Source organism: Clostridium sp. AM34-9AC, from assembly GCF_003480225.1.
GTDB classification, from domain to species: domain Bacteria; phylum Bacillota; class Clostridia; order Lachnospirales; family Lachnospiraceae; genus Acetatifactor; species Acetatifactor acetigignens.
Window position 1 is genome coordinate 77,149 of the sequence record NZ_QUIU01000013.1, and the last position, 16,023, is coordinate 93,171.

The 16,023-nt window shown below is 40.2% G+C and carries 18 protein-coding genes; 12 read left to right on the forward strand and 6 right to left on the reverse strand.

Translation table 11 applies throughout. The annotated features are described in order from the left end of the window. Positions 1–10: 10 nt before the first annotated feature. Positions 11–331, reverse strand: coding sequence for a helix-turn-helix transcriptional regulator (locus tag DW835_RS09570; protein WP_243037116.1), 321 nt, complete (start codon positions 329–331; stop codon positions 11–13). A 200-nt stretch (positions 332–531) separates the two neighbouring features. On the opposite strand from DW835_RS09570, the gene DW835_RS09575 reads away from it, so the two are divergent. The 8 genes from DW835_RS09575 (at position 532) to DW835_RS09615 (ending at position 5,889) form a co-directional block, all read left to right on the forward strand. Further along, entirely contained in the window at positions 532–732 is a 201-nt protein-coding gene (locus DW835_RS09575) for a helix-turn-helix domain-containing protein (protein ID WP_118731039.1), read from the forward strand. Continuing rightward, positions 729–1,421, forward strand: coding sequence for a response regulator transcription factor (locus DW835_RS09580; RefSeq protein ID WP_008705950.1), 693 nt, complete (start codon positions 729–731; stop codon positions 1,419–1,421). The genes DW835_RS09575 and DW835_RS09580 overlap by 4 nt, the downstream gene beginning before the upstream one ends. Before the next feature lie 5 nt (positions 1,422–1,426). Further along, positions 1,427–2,344 (forward strand): HAMP domain-containing sensor histidine kinase, encoded by a 918-nt coding sequence (locus DW835_RS09585; protein ID WP_118731040.1) that lies wholly within the window; start codon positions 1,427–1,429, stop codon positions 2,342–2,344. A gap of 135 nt (positions 2,345–2,479) precedes the next feature. Then, positions 2,480–3,406: an ABC transporter ATP-binding protein gene (locus DW835_RS09590; RefSeq protein WP_117506375.1), complete on the forward strand. Its 927-nt coding sequence runs from the start codon at positions 2,480–2,482 to the stop codon at positions 3,404–3,406. Then, positions 3,399–4,184 carry an ABC transporter permease gene (locus tag DW835_RS09595; RefSeq protein ID WP_118731041.1) on the forward strand — a complete coding sequence of 262 codons (786 nt, stop codon included), beginning with the start codon at positions 3,399–3,401 and terminating at the stop codon, positions 4,182–4,184. The genes DW835_RS09590 and DW835_RS09595 overlap by 8 nt, the downstream gene beginning before the upstream one ends. A gap of 2 nt (positions 4,185–4,186) precedes the next feature. Continuing rightward, positions 4,187–4,966, forward strand: coding sequence for an ABC transporter permease (locus tag DW835_RS09600; RefSeq protein ID WP_118731042.1), 780 nt, complete (start codon positions 4,187–4,189; stop codon positions 4,964–4,966). A 7-nt stretch (positions 4,967–4,973) separates the two neighbouring features. Then, positions 4,974–5,435 carry a hypothetical protein gene (locus tag DW835_RS09605; RefSeq protein WP_029732360.1) on the forward strand — a complete coding sequence of 154 codons (462 nt, stop codon included), beginning with the start codon at positions 4,974–4,976 and terminating at the stop codon, positions 5,433–5,435. A 313-nt stretch (positions 5,436–5,748) separates the two neighbouring features. Next, positions 5,749–5,889: a hypothetical protein gene (locus DW835_RS09615; RefSeq protein WP_243037118.1), complete on the forward strand. Its 141-nt coding sequence runs from the start codon at positions 5,749–5,751 to the stop codon at positions 5,887–5,889. A gap of 51 nt (positions 5,890–5,940) precedes the next feature. Here the strand turns inward: DW835_RS09615 and DW835_RS09620 are convergent, their stop codons facing one another. The 5 genes from DW835_RS09620 to DW835_RS09640 form a co-directional block, all read right to left on the reverse strand. Continuing rightward, a complete protein-coding gene (locus DW835_RS09620) occupies positions 5,941–6,309 on the reverse strand; it encodes a helix-turn-helix transcriptional regulator (protein WP_118731043.1) in 369 nt (122 codons plus the stop codon). Positions 6,310–6,390: 81 nt separating this feature from the next. After that, positions 6,391–6,999: a response regulator transcription factor gene (locus DW835_RS09625; RefSeq protein ID WP_165858278.1), complete on the reverse strand. Its 609-nt coding sequence runs from the start codon at positions 6,997–6,999 to the stop codon at positions 6,391–6,393. Continuing rightward, positions 6,977–8,557 carry an ATP-binding protein gene (locus DW835_RS09630; RefSeq protein ID WP_182430289.1) on the reverse strand — a complete coding sequence of 527 codons (1,581 nt, stop codon included), beginning with the start codon at positions 8,555–8,557 and terminating at the stop codon, positions 6,977–6,979. The genes DW835_RS09625 and DW835_RS09630 overlap by 23 nt, the downstream gene beginning before the upstream one ends. A 114-nt stretch (positions 8,558–8,671) precedes the next feature. Next, entirely contained in the window at positions 8,672–10,642 is a 1,971-nt protein-coding gene (locus DW835_RS09635; protein ID WP_118731045.1) for an ABC transporter permease, read from the reverse strand. Positions 10,643–10,655: 13 nt separating this feature from the next. Then, positions 10,656–11,405, reverse strand: a complete 750-nt coding sequence (locus DW835_RS09640) for an ABC transporter ATP-binding protein (protein ID WP_118731046.1) — start codon at positions 11,403–11,405, stop codon at positions 10,656–10,658. 220 nt (positions 11,406–11,625) lie between these two features. On the opposite strand from DW835_RS09640, the gene DW835_RS09645 reads away from it, so the two are divergent. Genes DW835_RS09645 through DW835_RS09660 form a run of 4 tightly spaced genes read left to right on the forward strand, consistent with a single transcriptional unit; the run spans position 11,626 to position 15,973 of the window. Further along, positions 11,626–12,492 carry a metallophosphoesterase gene (locus DW835_RS09645; protein ID WP_118731047.1) on the forward strand — a complete coding sequence of 289 codons (867 nt, stop codon included), beginning with the start codon at positions 11,626–11,628 and terminating at the stop codon, positions 12,490–12,492. 12 nt (positions 12,493–12,504) lie between these two features. After that, the gene (locus DW835_RS09650; protein ID WP_118504814.1) at positions 12,505–13,251 is read left to right on the forward strand and encodes a heparan-alpha-glucosaminide N-acetyltransferase domain-containing protein; all 747 of its coding nucleotides are present in this window, start codon (positions 12,505–12,507) and stop codon (positions 13,249–13,251) included. Between the two features lie 8 nt (positions 13,252–13,259). Further along, positions 13,260–14,012 carry an ABC transporter ATP-binding protein gene (locus tag DW835_RS09655; RefSeq protein WP_118125321.1) on the forward strand — a complete coding sequence of 251 codons (753 nt, stop codon included), beginning with the start codon at positions 13,260–13,262 and terminating at the stop codon, positions 14,010–14,012. A gap of 2 nt (positions 14,013–14,014) precedes the next feature. Further along, entirely contained in the window at positions 14,015–15,973 is a 1,959-nt protein-coding gene (locus DW835_RS09660) for an ABC transporter permease (RefSeq protein ID WP_118504815.1), read from the forward strand. Positions 15,974–16,023 lie beyond the last annotated feature (50 nt).

Below are 16,023 nucleotides of genomic sequence, written 5' to 3' on the forward strand. Positions count from 1 at the left end.
TCTCACTGGCTCAATTCGTTTCAAATTTCTCGGACAACTCTGTCAGTTCTTTCACCGTTTCCTGGGTGTGATGCAGCAGGGTGTTACGCATTTCTGGCGGACAGCTGGAATAAAGCATTTTCATCTGATTGACACCATCATCCTCCAGAGAAACATCTGGATTTATAAGTGTATCTAAAGAGATGTGCAGGATCTTTGCCAATGCTCTCAAAATCAAATAGGAAGGATTCATTTTCCCTTTCTCGATATTGGCGATTTGCTTTACAGAAACATGGCTCAGATCAGAAAGTTCCTGTTGTGTCAGTTCTTTATTCTTTCGGGCTTCCCGCATTTTTTACCCTAAAGCAGTTAAATCATCAATCGGCATAATCGTTCACCTCAATAATATTGTATCGTTCCGGTTTATATGATGGAATGACCTTATTATGCTTGACAAGCTGTACGATTATGCCGATTATATAAAGCTGCGATTGGTGATAAAATTGTATTGTTCGAGACAAAGAACTATAATGTACTCTGTGGAGGTGCATAATGGATTATATGACACTAAAAGAGGCCGCCGAAAAATGGGGCGTGACACCTCGTAGAGTAAATTACTATTGCGCTGCTGGGCGTATCCCCGGCGCTGTAAAGATGGCTGGTGTTTGGCTGATCCCAAAGAACGCAGAAAAGCCGATTGACGGAAGGACAAAACAAGGGAAGGACAAAACAAGGGAAGGGGTTGCACCATGAATAAAATCCTGATTATAGATGATGACAGAGAACTGTGCGCTTTGATTAAACGTAGCGTACAAGCAGAAAACATAGAAGCTGATTTTTGTAATACCGGAAAAGAGGGCTTACAAAAATTAAGAGAGCAGGAGTATCAGCTTGTGGTGCTGGATGTGATGATGCCTGGTATGGATGGCTTTGAAACGCTGGAAGAAATCCGCAAAGAGAACAGTCTGCCGATTTTGATGTTCACATCTAAAAATGACAGCATTTCTAAAGTACGGGGCTTACGAGCCGGGGCGGACGATTATCTTACAAAACCGTTTGATATGGATGAACTGATTGCCCGTATTGCGTCTCTTATTCGCCGCTACACTCGCTTTAATCAGCAAGCTGGAGCCATACAAAAGCTAAATTTTGACGGATTGCAGATTGACCTTGAAAATCGTTCTGTTACTACATCAAACGGCACTTTTGAACTGCCCCCAAAGGAATTTGATTTGCTCCTGTACTGTGCAAAACATCAAGGGAAAATTTTGACCAAACAGCAGATTTATGAGGAAGTATGGGGCGAAGAATATTTCTATGATGACAGTAACATTATGGCGATTATCAGTCGGCTTCGTAAAAAATTAGAAGTCAATCCTTCAAGCCCAAAGTATATACAAACGGTCAAAGGGATTGGCTACCGGTTTAATAAGGAGGTGTAGTCAGCATGGAAATTATCGTATTCTTGTCCATTGTGATTGCTGTTGTGGCTGTATTGACTTCTATCGTTCTCGTTCGGCGTGTAAAAAAACAAATAGCAGAAATGACCGATGTGCTGGTTGATGTGAAAAACGGAAATGGCAACCGGCGTATTCTATCTGCAACAAATGAACTGACAGCACCTCTTGCCTATGAAATCAATGAGATCGTTGTGGCCTATGAAAGCAGACTTTCAACTGTACGGCAGACAGAAGAAACCAACCGCCAGCTTATGACGAGCCTTTCCCATGACGTGCGAACGCCCCTTACTACTCTGCTTGGGTATCTTGACGCTACACACAAAGGACTGGTCACAGGAAAAGACCGGGATGATTATATTGAAACCGCCCGTCGGAAAGCCCATGATCTGAAAGAATACATTGATGTACTCTTTGACTGGTTCAAGTTAAATTCCAACGAGTTTGCTTTGGAGATCCAGAGCGTTGAGGTCGCAGAGCTGACAAGAAATATTCTGATCGACTGGATACCGATTTTTGAGGATAAACAGGTTGATTATGACATTGATATTCCTGAACAGCCTGTCCGGGTAAGATTGGATATGGATAGCTATATGAGGATCATCAATAACCTTATTCAAAATGTAATCGCTCATAGCCATGCGGACAAAATTAAAATTTCCCTATCGAAGAAGGAAAACAGCATGGAGCTGTTGCTGGCGGATAATGGAGTGGGAATTGAGAAAGAAGATTTGAAACACATATTTGAACGGCTTTATAAGTGTGATAAAGGACGCGCTGAAAAAGGCAGCGGACTTGGTCTTTCTATTGTCCATCAGCTTGTAGAAAAGATGAGTGGGAGTATAACAGTTGAAAGTTTGCCGGGAAAAGGAACTGAATTTGTGTTGCGTTTTCCTTTGGAGATTTAAGGGGGTTCCCGTCCTTACGGCGGGAACTCTTGTCATTTTAGCCGAATTTCAAATTGCAAGGTTAATGCAAGGTTGCGGCAAGGTTCATGCAAGGTTGGCATGATAGAATACCTTACAGAACAGGAGGTTTTGAAGATGGATTCAAATTATATTATTGAAACAAAAAATCTGACAAAGCAATACGGCTCACAAAAGAGCGTGGCTGATTTAAATATCCATGTCAAGCGTGGGAGAATTTATGGTCTGTTAGGTAGAAACGGAGCCGGAAAAACCACAACTATGAAAATGCTGTTGGGTTTAACGAAGCCTACTTCCGGTGAGGTCAAAATCTGGGGAAAGTCTTTGCAAGGAAATGAAAAGAAGTTGCTGCCCCGCATTGGCAGTTTGATTGAGTCACCTGGTTTTTATCCCAATCTGACCGGTACGGAGAACCTGCGTATCTTTGCTACCCTGCGTGGAGTACCAAACAATCATGCCATCAAAGATGCTCTGGATTTGGTCGGGCTACCTTACAAGGATAAGAAGCTGTTTTCGCAATACTCTCTTGGCATGAAGCAGCGGTTGGCGATTGCCCTTGCAGTCATGCACGATCCGGAGCTTTTGATTTTGGATGAGCCGATCAACGGTCTCGATCCCATCGGTATTGCAGAAGTACGATCCTTTATCCGTGAGCTTTGCGACGCAAGAGGAAAAACCATTTTGATTTCCAGTCACATTCTTTCGGAGATTTCCTTGCTGGCTGACGATATTGGAATTATTGACCACGGTGCATTGCTGGAAGAAGAAAGCCTTGCTGAGCTGGAGCAAAAAAGCAGTAAACATATCCGGTTTACGCTCTCTGATACTGCACAGGCGGCAAGAATTTTGGAACGCAATTTCCACGAAACCCATTTTTCCATACAAGACGACCACAATCTGCGTCTACACAATATGGAGTTGCCTGTGGGGAAAATTGTAACTGCTTTTGTAGAAAACGGATTGGAGGTATCAGAAGCACATACCTGTGAAGAAAGTCTTGAAGATTACTTCAAGCGTGTGACAGGGGGCGAAGGAATTGCTTAAACTAATCAAATGCGAATTTTTGAAATTGAAACGGAAGAAATTTATTCCGCTGATTATCCTGGCTGCGTTCCTGTTTCCAATCCCGCTGACTTATCTGATGACAACGCCCTCTATGATGGAGCGATATACGGATCGGGCAGATGCTTTCGATGGACTATTTAACATGGTGTTGGGATATGGTATCCAGTTTTTACTGCCCTGCATTATCGGAGTGATTGCCGCTATTCTGTTTTTTATGGAACGCGACAACGATACATTCAAAAATCTGAGTACAATTCCCGTAACCAGCACGCAAATGGTGCTTGCAAAAATTATTGTCCTGTTTCTCTTTGGAATTGTTTTTTGTGTGGCTTCTACCATTGCAACAATTCTTTGCGGATTTGGAACATTGGAAGTTTATGGAATAGGCTATAAATTGTTTTTAGCGGTTGAAACGGGGATCTTCATTACGGCAGGAACACTCCCGTTGATTGCCCTTGTTGTCTTTTTCAGTAAGACCTATGTTTTTTCCATTTTGCTGTGTGTCTTTTACAGCGTTCTGAACATGAGTGCTACGGCATTGTTTGACACACTGCCTAAAACTATGTTATGGCTTCTGCCCACGCCACTGACTACATTTTGGAGTGCGGGAGATATGGCGGCTCATGGAATAAAAATGGACTTGGAGCAAATGACAGGGCTAATTCCCTCAACATTTCAAGTTGTATTCATTCTTGGGATCATGGCATTCGTTTCGTTCTTACTGATTGACAGATTATATAAGCAGAGGGGGGAATAAACATGGTTCGCATTGTAAAAACAGAATTTTATAAATTGAAAAGGTATCATATCCTTTGGGCGGGCGTTGCACTCATGCTCCTATCCGTCCTGCTGACCTTGTTTACCTCTATGGCGAATGATGGTTCCGTTTGGGATTTTGCCTATCTTACAGAACAGGTCATCAAAAACAATATGTCCATGATTTTTCCGATGTGTATCAGCCTAATTGCTGGATATATGATTTCTCGTGAGCAGACGGATGACACATTGAAAAATATTCTGACTGTGCCGATCTCTTTTAAGAAACTGCTGACCGGAAAATTGATTGTGTGCGGCGTATTGTCTATTATTTTCGGGCTGATATGCGGTCTGTTTACAATCATAGCAGAAATGATTGTGGGATTTCCCGGCTTTGAGATTTCCTTAGCTTTAAAAGCAGCCTTGCAGATTACTGCGGTTAATTTCTTTTTATATCTTGCGGTTCTGCCGATTATTGCTCTTACTTATCGGAGGGCAGGCAGTTTTTTAGTCGGTGTAATCATTGCTTTTGTCTATGGATATGGAGGGATGTTTGCCGCAGGAAATATGACATTAGCAAACCTTTATCCGATTACCGCAAGTCTTGGAATGGTAGGCTACCGCAGCTATGATACCGCAGTCAACTGGAATATCGGAACCTGTTCTTGCAGTCTTGTGCTTGCTGTCGTTATTTCTGCCATCTTGATTTTGTGCATGAAAGAGCGAGAAGCAACCCAAACAAAGAAAAAGGCCAAAAAGGTAGCACCAAAGAAAGGCTGGTGATGATTTTATGAAGAAAATAGTTTTAGCATTAACATTCGTCCTTGTGGGAAGTTTTATGCTTGCTGGCTGTTCAAAAGATGAAATTCTCAATCATTACAATAACATTGTTCAGTCTGCGGGTTCCATAGAACTGACAGGGAAATCGTCACTGCAAGGGGAAAAAGAAAAAGGAATTGATGATTATACAGGGACTTATACGGCTGATTATGCGAACTTTTCAGGTACAGAGTATTTGTTCGGAGGAACTTCCATAAAGAGAGAAGCCGGTAAGGAGCTGTCCATTGATTGCACCTTGGAGATTACGGAAGGTACTGCAAAAGTATTTTGGATTTCTGGATCTGATGAAGCAGTCACGTTGATTGAAGCAACCGGAACTTATAGTGACACAATTACACTTCCTGATGGTGGAAATTATATTGGCATTGAATGTGAGAATTTCACTGGAAACATTGAATTAAATATTGAATAATACTCTGCCGGACGACGGCAAAAGAAAAAAAGCCGTCGTAGAGCAGACAATTTGACACGCCCATTTGAAACGGCGGCTTTGATTTTCAGAGCCGCCGTTTCTTTGCGTTTGCACAAACCTATGACGACTTGCAGGGACACGGTAGCCGATTGGAGGTTATTTTGCCGTGTCCTTTTCTCTTTTTCGCAGTATCCATGATCTGCACCAGCTAAAAAAAGCGTAGCCCCTCCATCGGAGCAGTCCGGCTTTGCGTTCGCCTTGTTAGCGGAAAGGGAGAAACCCACCTCATTCCCCCAGGAAAGGGGGTGAAAAGATGGATATGATCCCCCGCAATGACTATGGCGAGCGGTGCCAGTTCGATGCTTACTGCAAACTGGTACTGTACCATGAGGCAATCGACTACCTCCGGGAAATTCAGAGGCGCCGTGATACCGTATCTTATCCCTACTTATAAAGCGTTGCAGAAGTCCAAAAATGCCCGCAAAATAAGAAAAACAGAGGATGTTCAGACACCCTCCGTTTCTTCATTCGGCTTTTCAATTTTTAAGGCCCCGTCGATGGCGCCTTCCACGATAGGCAAATACTGTTCCGGGCAGAGTTTCAACTTCTGTCCGACCCGCTGGCGCAGCTCGCTTTCCTCTCGCATGACCTCTGGATTGAAATATCTCTCCATCGGCAGGCCGCAGATTTTTACAAGCTGAATGATGACCGGCAGGCTGGGGATCGTGCCCTCGTTTTCGATGTTGGCAAGATACCTTGTATCAATGTTCACCTTTTCGGCTAAATCTTTTCGTGCAAGGTTCTTCGCCTTCCGTGCTTCTTTTACATCCGCACCGAAGGTTTCAAAGCCAGGGCAATCTTCGATTTTTGCCATATTGCATCACCCACATACATTCTATATTTCATATTCTGCCTGTGGAATATTGCGATATGTGCTTGTTCTAAACTTTATATTTCATATTACCGATTGAGCAATGTATCCTAACTTAATAGCTTTTGTTATCATCTCAACGGTAGAGCTAACTTGCAATTTTTCAAAAATATGTTGCAAATGATTTGATACTGTTCGTTCACTAATAAAAAGCTGTTCAGCGATTTCGCGGCGCCTGACTCCTGATGCAACCAATTCGAGAACTTTTCTCTCCCCGTCTGTCAGCTCTTCTATAAATACTTCTTCCCGTGGGAAGTGTGTTGCCCCATCTTTGATGGTCAATAAAATGTGCAATAACTCATCTGGTTCTACATCCTTACTGATAAACCCTCTTGCACCGATCCTCTTTGCTTCTTTGCGATAAACAGGAAGATTATAGCCAGAGAGAATGACTATTTTTTGATCTGGAAAACGCTCCAACAAATGTTGTGTGAGCATTAAACCGTCCTCGTCTGTCAGTCCTCCTAAGTTAATGTCAATCAGTAAAATATCTGGTAGTTCTGTGGCAATTTGTTTTTCCAAATCTTGAATATCCTTTGTACTGGAAAATTGCTCAATCTCTGGATTATCACACAGGGCAATCGAAAGACTTTTGGCAAAAAGTATATGGTCATCGACCAACAAAATTTTCATACGAATCACCTCCGTTCATAGGCATAGAAATGACAACTGCCGTTCCGCCGCCAGTAGCGGGTTGGATGTTCATAGTGCCATCTAATAAACTGACCTGTTCCCCAATAGAAGCAAGCCCCTGATGTGAACCTGACTTATAAGTGAACGGTTTGAACCCAATACCATTATCCGTCACCTTTAGGGTAATGCGTCCGTCCTCCTGCATCAGCAACACATCGATTGTCGTTGCGGAGGAATGTTTTAACGCATTTGTTACCAGTTCTTTTATCATTCGATAGATGAGCACATTATATGGCTCTACAAGAAATACATCTTTATCGCAGTCCAAACAAATATTTGCAGAATGGTTTTCTTCCATTGAATCAAGCAGATTTTGAATATTCTCCTTTAAGGTCAGACTTTTTACCAGATTTGGGTGATAAGTCTGCATTTGAAAACGGATGGAAGCATTTAATTCTGTCAACGTATCGAGAAGTAACCTCCTTATCTCTGGCTGCTCTGCTTTACATAACATGTTTTTGATGGAAAGCAGGTTTTGCAAAATATTATCGTGCAAATAGTTGGAAAAATCTTTTTTTAAGTTTTCTTCCCGTTTAATCTGTTCCAGTGAATAGGCGTAAAAGTGCTGACGATCCGTGGGGTTATTATAGTCGGTCGGCTGTCTGCAAATCCGCACATACAAAAGGATATTGTAAACCTGTGCCAGCAGAACCACTATGTAAACACTCATCAAAATTGCCACAAGTGGGATTTGAAAAAGATATGCCATTCCAACAAGTCCAACCAATCCGACAAAAACCAGAGCAACAATATATCCCCCTGACAGCGTTAAAAATTGTACCTGCTGTGGATGGTATTGGAACACGATACTATGAATACATACAAATGCCAGCATAACGGGGATGTAGCTCCCCATGCTTGCCATATATTCCGCTTCCCTGTGAAAAACGAAAAGGTATATTACAAATGGAATTACTACAAGAGCCAGTGGAAAAAGCAGACGTTTCCTTTGACTTTTCAGCACAAAGACAATTCGTTTTCTCTGTATGATACCAACGACAGCAAGAGCCAGTGTCGAGATAAAAAATTGCAGTTGGTAGGCTGTGAAAAAAGCCCTATCTGAAAAGAAGAAGCAAATAATTGCTGTTACGCAGGAAATTTTCAAAAAAGCAAGCAGCGCTTTTTGCCCCCGATAGGCGGAACTCTGAAATAAAAATGTCTGTATGAAATATGCTGACTGATAAAAACAGACAGGTAACAACAGCATGGAAACCGCTTTGGATATTGGCCGGAAATCAAACAGGTACAATAAGAATTGCCAGCCCAGCAACAATAACAATAAGGAAAAGTGGTTCAGAACCTTATTACATTTTACATTCTTATATGAGATATACGCCGCGTCAAAAAACAAGAGCGACAAAGATAGAAAATGAACAAGGTGATTGCTTTCTATATAATGTCCGTTGTACGCTATAAAGCCGAGATAAATGATCACGGCAAATTGATTCAACACACAAATAATCTGTCTTGAGAAATATGTGCTTTTCGTATTTTCCACCCCCATTCCTTTTCTAATATTGTACTGTCCTTTCCCAATGAGTTCAAGGTTACTATTCTAAAATATTTTTGAATAAACCAACGGCTGACACCAATGAAAGTGCCAGCCGCCGCATTATTTCAAGGCAATTATATAGCAGGAGCGTTTCGTTAACTGGTAATAGATAACATAGATAATGGAGAAGATCGCCACCGCCAGAAGAATCGGTGCAACAACGGCGCTGTTCCGTCCGAGCAGATCGTCCATCAGTGCAGACTTATAACAAATCATCGCAAAAATGCTGTGCAGCAATCCTATGACATAGGGAATAACGTAATAAATCTGTATCTGCCGACGCACACATTTTTTAATCATTGTGTGACTATATCCCATTTTCAGCATGATTTCATAGTCCGGTTTGTCATAGGTTACGAACGAAATATTTTGAAAGTAAAGAATACTGCCCGTAGCAATTAAGAAAATAATCGTAGTAAAACAAATTAGCAAAAAAGTGGAACTTGCATCGCGGACAAAGGTACTTTCTCTTTGCCATGCGCTTGCCAGATAAATGTTGTCCGGCATAGACGCTTTCAAAGCTGTGTAGGCAGTTTCATTAGAGCGCATTTTTTCACCATTAATACTGATAACCGAAACTCTATCTATGGTACTGTCACGCATTTTTTGATAAAGGTTATCCGACAAAATTAGCGTTCCAACACTGTTTGAAAAGCCAATAGGATTATCAATGCTTGTCTGTTTTACTGTTACATCGGTTATTCCTGTTCCAAAGTCCAGACGATACGAGGCTCCCATGTCAGAATGTTCATGGTCTGGATAGTATTTGATTAAAATGCAATCCGTATCTGATAATTCTGGAATATCCGTTTTCTTTCCCTGCTGAGAAAGCAGGGTGGCATAGTCTGTCCGGCTGATACATTCAAATTCGGGAATACGCCCCTTATCTTCACTGATACTGTATTCTGTCGGCAGACGATCAGAAGTTGCTTTTACTTTGAAAATAATCGTTTCATAAACTTCGTATTCCTGTTCGTCGCAAGCCTTCTGCAAAGCCTGCAAAGAGATTTCCTTTTCCTGCTCATTTGTCACTCGGTATTCAATGGCAGAGGGGATAATGCGCCGGAAAGATTGGTATGGATACCACATAGAAAGAACCGTCGAGCCAAAGACCGCCAGCGTCCCCGCTGTCAGCAGGATCAGCAGAATCAGTGATTTCGCATTAGAACGGATGCGGTGCATAAACTTTGGCACTACAATAATGGTATTTTCATGGTAAAGTCTGCTTTTTTTCTTCCGGATTTTCTGACAGACATAGGGTAGGAATGAGTACATAAACAGAATCGTTCCTGCCACAACACAAAAAAGTGTCAGCATGGCAATAGGAGAAAATCCAATGGTATTCCACAATGACTGCTTTCCCCGCATAATGTCCAATGCAAGGCCGTACCCTGCGCTGAGAAATCCGACACCCAATATCGCTGTTATTGCATGGGGATGGATCGGTTTTTCCGTTTTCTTTTCCAGTCGCACCAAATCAAGCAGGGTGGATTTTCGGAGCAGCCTTGCGTTAGAAAGTGTAAGTGTAATCAGCACGACGATTACAAAGGAAAGGATTGCCTTTACTGCTGCCGGGTAAATTAGAGGGATTGCGCTTTGATCTACGGATATTCCCAAAAGGGTCACAATCCCGGCGATTACGATTTTGTGGAGAATACTGCCAGTCAGAATCCCAAGCATCATACCGCCAAAGCAGATCATTACATTTTCAAAAATCAGTAATTTCAATATAGTTGATTTTCGATACCCAAGTAGCGAATAAATCCCTAATTCTCTCATACGCCGCCGCATAAAAAAACTATTGGAATAGAACATATAAAAAATGACAAATGCCATGATGAATACTGCTACTGTCCGGCACATGGTTTCCACTCTGCCATCCGAAGATATTTTTTCCATGATTATCTGGTTCATGGAAAATGAAGTAAAGCAGAAGTAAATCATCAAGACAAAAGAAACGGAAAAAAGGTACAGGGAATAAAACGAAAAGTTCCGTTTCAGATTTTTTAAGGCGATTGCGGATAATTTCATGTTGTCACCCCCCTTAACGCTTTTCGTCCTGTCTGGCGGCTTCTTGCATGATTTCCTCATAGAATTCACGGCGTTCCCTGTTACACCGTTTCAATTCGGAAATGATATGCCCGTCCTTAAAGTACAAAATGCGATCTGTATAGCTTGCCGCATACGGGTCATGTGTTACCATTAAAATTGTTGTTCCTAAAGCCTGATTGACTTCTGAGAGGGCAAAGAGCAGTTCCGTTGCTGAACTGCTGTCCAATGCCCCGGTGGGTTCATCTGCAAAAATCAACGGCGGGCGTTTTACCATAGCACGAGCCGCCGCTACACGCTGTCGCTGACCGCCAGACAATTCACTGGGATATTTTTTCAGCTGTGAAGCAATTCCAAACAGCTCCGCAAGCTCCATCACTTTTTTATCAATCGTCTTTGCGCTTTCATGGAGCAAAGTCAAGGGAACTGCAATATTTTCCTGCACAGTCAGACTGTCCAACAAAAAATACTCTTGAAAGATAAAGCCGAGATTATTCTTACGAAAATCGGCTGCCTGTGTTTGACTAAGCTCTTGAATTTTTTCCTCTCCCATGCAGATGCTGCCGCTTGTAGGAATATCAATAGTGGATAGCACATTCAAAAGCGTTGTTTTGCCGGAGCCGGAAGCTCCCATAATACCGAGAAATTCACCCTGCATTACTTCAAAAGAAACATGATCTAGTCCTGGTTTCGGCTGGTTTGGATAGATTTTGGTGATGTCTTTTACTTCTAATAGTGTACTCATTATTGATCGCTCCTTTCAATGTACAGAAGCAGTATATCGAACACAGTAAAAAAGTGCATGAGTAAATCACGCAGAAAACATGCGTGATTTACTCATGCTGGATTTGTCGTTCCTTGATATGATATTCATAAAATAAAAAAAGTCATATCTGTCGGACAGCGACAAAAGAAAAAGCCGTCGCACGGCAGAGATAATTACGGAGGATGGGAAAAGAGAAAACATGAAAAAACATCTTAAATTATGCGTAATAAGCTCAATATTTTTTGCCCTACTCGTTTATTTGATCTGGGGTAATACAGCGTTGACGGTAAGTAACATAAAAATTTCAAGTAGCCGTATTCCTATCGCATTTTCCGGGTTCCGAATAGCACAAGTATCAGACCTGCACAACGCAGAATTTGGGAAAGGCAATAGAAAGTTGCTGGAATTGCTATCAGAAAGCAAACCGGACATTATTGCAATAACGGGGGATTTAGTGGACGCAGGGCATACAGATATTGGAGTAGCTCTTGATTTTGCAAAAGAAGCGGTTAAGATTGCGCCTGTCTATTATGTAACAGGGAACCACGAAGCAATCCTGTCACAGTATGATGAACTCAAAATAGAACTTAAAACGATTGGCGTAATTGTGCTTGAAGATGAAGCTGTACAGTTAAAACACGACACAGAAGAAATAACGCTTATTGGACTTTCTGACCCTGATTTTACCATAAAAGGAGATATATTCAGAGAAGCCCCAGCTATGGTCAGAACAAAGCTGAGTAGTCTTGTTGATGATGAAAGCAGCTACACCATTTTGCTGTCGCACCGGCCAGAATTGTTTGAAAGCTATGTACATTGCAATATTGATTTGGTTTTAAGCGGACACGCACACGGTGGTCAATTCCGTTTGCCATTTATCGGCGGGTTGATCGCACCCAATCAAGGGCTATTTCCACAGTATGACGCAGGGCTATATACAAGTGTCAGTACAAATATGATTGTTAGCCGTGGATTAGGTAACAGCATTATTCCCATCCGTTTTAACAATCGCCCGGAAGTCGTTGTAATTGAACTTCTCAATATGGACTGTTATGGCATTAGATAGGAGGATAACAGTATGCAAGAAGAAAAGATACGGTATTATTTTGTTGACGGGATAAGGGGCGTTGCTATTATCAATATGGTTATATTTCATTTTTTATACGATGTGTATATTGTGTATGAAAAATCTCCAACATGGTATAGCCTTCCGGCAATCCATATCTGGCAACAGGCGATATGCTGCACATTCATTTTTATTTCTGGTTTTGTATGGGTATGGGGAAAAGAAAAGAATTTACGGCGTGGAATCATATTTAATCTTTTGGGGCTGCTGATTTCAATTATTACATTAGTAGTCATTCCCGCGCAAACAATTTGGTTTGGAATATTAAATTTTATGGGTTGTGCAATCCTTCTTACGCTTCCTTTAGAAAAACTATTAAAGAAAATCCCTGCTATCTATGGAATGGCAATCTGCTTTTTGCTGTTCCTGCTTTGCAAACAAATACAATTTGGTCAAATTGGAATAACCGGTTTGCTACAAATTCAAGTTCCAAATCTATTATACAATATAAAAATACTTACACCGTTAGGCTTTCCGCATGAGGGGTTTCATTCAAGTGACTACTTTCCTATTTTTCCGTGGATATTTTTATATTTATGCGGGTTTTATTTTAATCAGATATTCATGAAACATTATACATGGCAAAAATACGCCCAGCGTAAATTACCCTGCTTATCGGTTTTAGGAAGCAAAACAATCTGGATATATCTGCTTCATCAGCCATTCAGTATGTTAATTTGCTTATTGGTTTTTCATTAAAGGAGGACATTAAAATGCTTTTAAACGTAGTGGAAATTGAAAAATATTACGGAACAAGAAACAATCTAAAAAAAGCACTTGATCGAGTAAGTTTCTCTGTAAACTCAGGAGATTTTGTTAGTATTATGGGAGCGTCCGGCTCCGGCAAAACAACTCTATTAAATTGTATTTCAACAATAGACAGCGTAAGTAGCGGTCATATATATTTGGGTGAACAGGATTTGACAACTATTTCGTCCGCTAAAATGGCAGCGTTTCGGCGTGAAAATCTTGGCTTTATTTTTCAAGATTTTAATTTGTTGGAACCATTGACTATTGAGGAAAACATCTCTCTTCCTCTGTCAATAAAGGGGATTCCGGGGAAAGAAATAGAAAAAATTGTCAAACGACTTATGCAACGGCTGAACATTAGTGATATAGCTGGTAAATTACCCGCCCATGTGTCGGGAGGGCAAAAACAAAGGTGTGCTTGTGCAAGGGCTTTTGTAAACAATCCCAAATTGATATTAGCAGATGAACCGACAGGAGCTTTAGATTCGGCGTCCGCAAAGCAGCTTTTAAGTATGCTTGCGGAATTGAACGAACAGGATAGAAGTACAATCCTTATGGTAACACACGATCCCTTTTCAGCAAGTTTTGGAAATCGTGTCCTTTTCATAAAGGACGGAAACCTAAAAAAGGAAATTGATAAGGGGCAGCACAATAGAAATGACTTTTATCAGACAATTCTTTCTGAAATATCTGCATTTGGAGGTGAATAACCATGCCTAAGAAATTATCATTACAAAATGCAAAAAAACAGGTTGTTGAATATATGATTTATATAATCACTATGGTCATTACGGTTGCATTGCTATTATCATTTAATATGATTATATTTTCGGAGGAAATAGCTGCTATCATAAATGAGAAATCAATACTTCCGCTAATTCTTATTACCGTAAGTGTTCTTGTTGTGCTTGTGATAAGTGCATTGGTAAAACATATTACCGTGTTTATGGTGAGGAAAAGAAGCCGTGAATTTGGTTTATATATGCTATTAGGTGTTGAAAATAATGATATTGCAAAAATGTTCATGTTTGAAAATTATTTTATCTATGTATTTGTCTTAATTATCGGGGTTTTTATAGGCACGCTGTTTTATCAGATATTAAAAGCTGTAATTTGTCAAATGTATGCGACAATATACTATTTTAACTTTGAATTTTCATCAAAAGCAATTATATTAACTTTAGTATATATGGGAGCTATTTTTTCTTTTGTTTCCATTAGCACAAGTCGTAGTATCCGTAAGTTCAATGTACGAGATTTGTTATACTTAGACAATGATAATTCTGATAATAGAGAAAAGAAATATGGCTTGTCCGCAACTCTGATTCCTCTGCTTTTAGGAATAATTGGGATTGCGATTATTACAATGTCTGCTTTTAAGAATATGCCGGACGGATCAACGCTTTTTTCTCTTGTTCTTCTTTCGACGGCAACATACGGCTTATTTGCTGTTTTGCTGAACCATTTCACTTCCCGCTTAAAAAATAACAAGTGGAAATATACAAATATAAGGGTGTTTGTTTATCGGCAGTTTACTACTAAACTGCGCTCCATGTTTTTTTTGATGATAGGAGCTTCAATTCTAATAACAGTTACATTATTGTCGATTAACTGGGGAGTTTATTTTACCACTATGGTAGAAAAACGCGTTGACGCTGTTGCTTTTGATATAGCCCTTTTTTCAAACGAGGAAAATACAGATTTTTCTAAATATCTATCTTATCTAAAAGAAAATAATCTTTTGGATAGCAGTTATGAGTATACCTTATATACAAATAAAGATAATTCCTTTTATCAAGAAACATTAAGGGCAGTGCAGGGGAAATTTGGTTTTTCTATATCGAGCGAAACAACAGATACTTTTATGTGTATAAGTGATTACAATAATTTGCGTGATATGCTGGGATTATCCAGCGTCGTGCTTGATAGGAATACTTATATCATACATTGCACTGTTCCCAATATAGCTCCTTTTGAAAAATATACCGAAGAACACACACAGCTTTTGATTGGTGACACAATTTGTCACTTCGGAGGTATATACAGTGAAGATTTTATGCAACAGGAGTCATATGGAAATGGGAACGGGTTTTTAATCATTGTTCCCGATAAAGTTGGTAAGGCTTTGTACAAACAGCAAAATGTATTTGTAGTAAAGACACTTTCTGCTTTGTCATTAACACAAATTGAGGACTTAAAAGCCATAAACAAAAGTGTGCAGATACTTTCAAAAACAGGAGTTCGTAATCAGTCTGCTTCTATGGCTGTTTATACTGTCCTGCCGTTATTCTATTTTGCATTTGTATCTGCTGCCATTGCCTGTACCCTTTTATCAGTTCAAATTTTAAGCTGGGCAAACAAGGAAAGAAAAGATTATCTTACTCTGGATTATATTGGTGTCGCAAATCATCAGAAAAAAACTTTGTTGAAAAAGCAGTTGTTTCTTTTATATTTCGTGCCTGTTGTTCCGGCGACTTTAGTTAATTTGCTTTTATTTCCGGTAATGACAGGCAGCATAATAAATGACGTTAATGGAGTTTTGCAGATAGCTTCTATCATATCTGGAATACAGCAAACAGTCCTTACCGTATGTTTGCTATTAGTAGTCTACTTTTTCTACTATGTGGCAACATATATGATCTACAAGAGAACAATTATACCTAAAAAATGATAATAGATAATTTCTAAAATAATCTGCCGGACGACGGCAAAGAAAAAAAG

What these genes read in the sequence shown, in the direction of transcription:
- DW835_RS09570 (WP_243037116.1), bottom strand. Translation starts at nt 331, where the DNA reads ATGCGGGAAGCCCGAAAGAATAAAGAACTGACACAACAGGAACTTTCT.
- DW835_RS09575 (WP_118731039.1), top strand. Translation starts at nt 532, where the DNA reads ATGGATTATATGACACTAAAAGAGGCCGCCGAAAAATGGGGCGTGACA.
- DW835_RS09580 (WP_008705950.1), top strand. Translation starts at nt 729, where the DNA reads ATGAATAAAATCCTGATTATAGATGATGACAGAGAACTGTGCGCTTTG.
- DW835_RS09585 (WP_118731040.1), top strand. Translation starts at nt 1,427, where the DNA reads ATGGAAATTATCGTATTCTTGTCCATTGTGATTGCTGTTGTGGCTGTA.
- DW835_RS09590 (WP_117506375.1), top strand. Translation starts at nt 2,480, where the DNA reads ATGGATTCAAATTATATTATTGAAACAAAAAATCTGACAAAGCAATAC.
- DW835_RS09600 (WP_118731042.1), top strand. Translation starts at nt 4,187, where the DNA reads ATGGTTCGCATTGTAAAAACAGAATTTTATAAATTGAAAAGGTATCAT.
- DW835_RS09605 (WP_029732360.1), top strand. Translation starts at nt 4,974, where the DNA reads ATGAAGAAAATAGTTTTAGCATTAACATTCGTCCTTGTGGGAAGTTTT.
- DW835_RS09615 (WP_243037118.1), top strand. Translation starts at nt 5,749, where the DNA reads ATGGATATGATCCCCCGCAATGACTATGGCGAGCGGTGCCAGTTCGAT.
- DW835_RS09620 (WP_118731043.1), bottom strand. Translation starts at nt 6,309, where the DNA reads ATGGCAAAAATCGAAGATTGCCCTGGCTTTGAAACCTTCGGTGCGGAT.
- DW835_RS09625 (WP_165858278.1), bottom strand. Translation starts at nt 6,999, where the DNA reads ATGAAAATTTTGTTGGTCGATGACCATATACTTTTTGCCAAAAGTCTT.
- DW835_RS09635 (WP_118731045.1), bottom strand. Translation starts at nt 10,642, where the DNA reads ATGAAATTATCCGCAATCGCCTTAAAAAATCTGAAACGGAACTTTTCG.
- DW835_RS09640 (WP_118731046.1), bottom strand. Translation starts at nt 11,405, where the DNA reads ATGAGTACACTATTAGAAGTAAAAGACATCACCAAAATCTATCCAAAC.
- DW835_RS09645 (WP_118731047.1), top strand. Translation starts at nt 11,626, where the DNA reads ATGAAAAAACATCTTAAATTATGCGTAATAAGCTCAATATTTTTTGCC.
- DW835_RS09650 (WP_118504814.1), top strand. Translation starts at nt 12,505, where the DNA reads ATGCAAGAAGAAAAGATACGGTATTATTTTGTTGACGGGATAAGGGGC.
- DW835_RS09660 (WP_118504815.1), top strand. Translation starts at nt 14,015, where the DNA reads ATGCCTAAGAAATTATCATTACAAAATGCAAAAAAACAGGTTGTTGAA.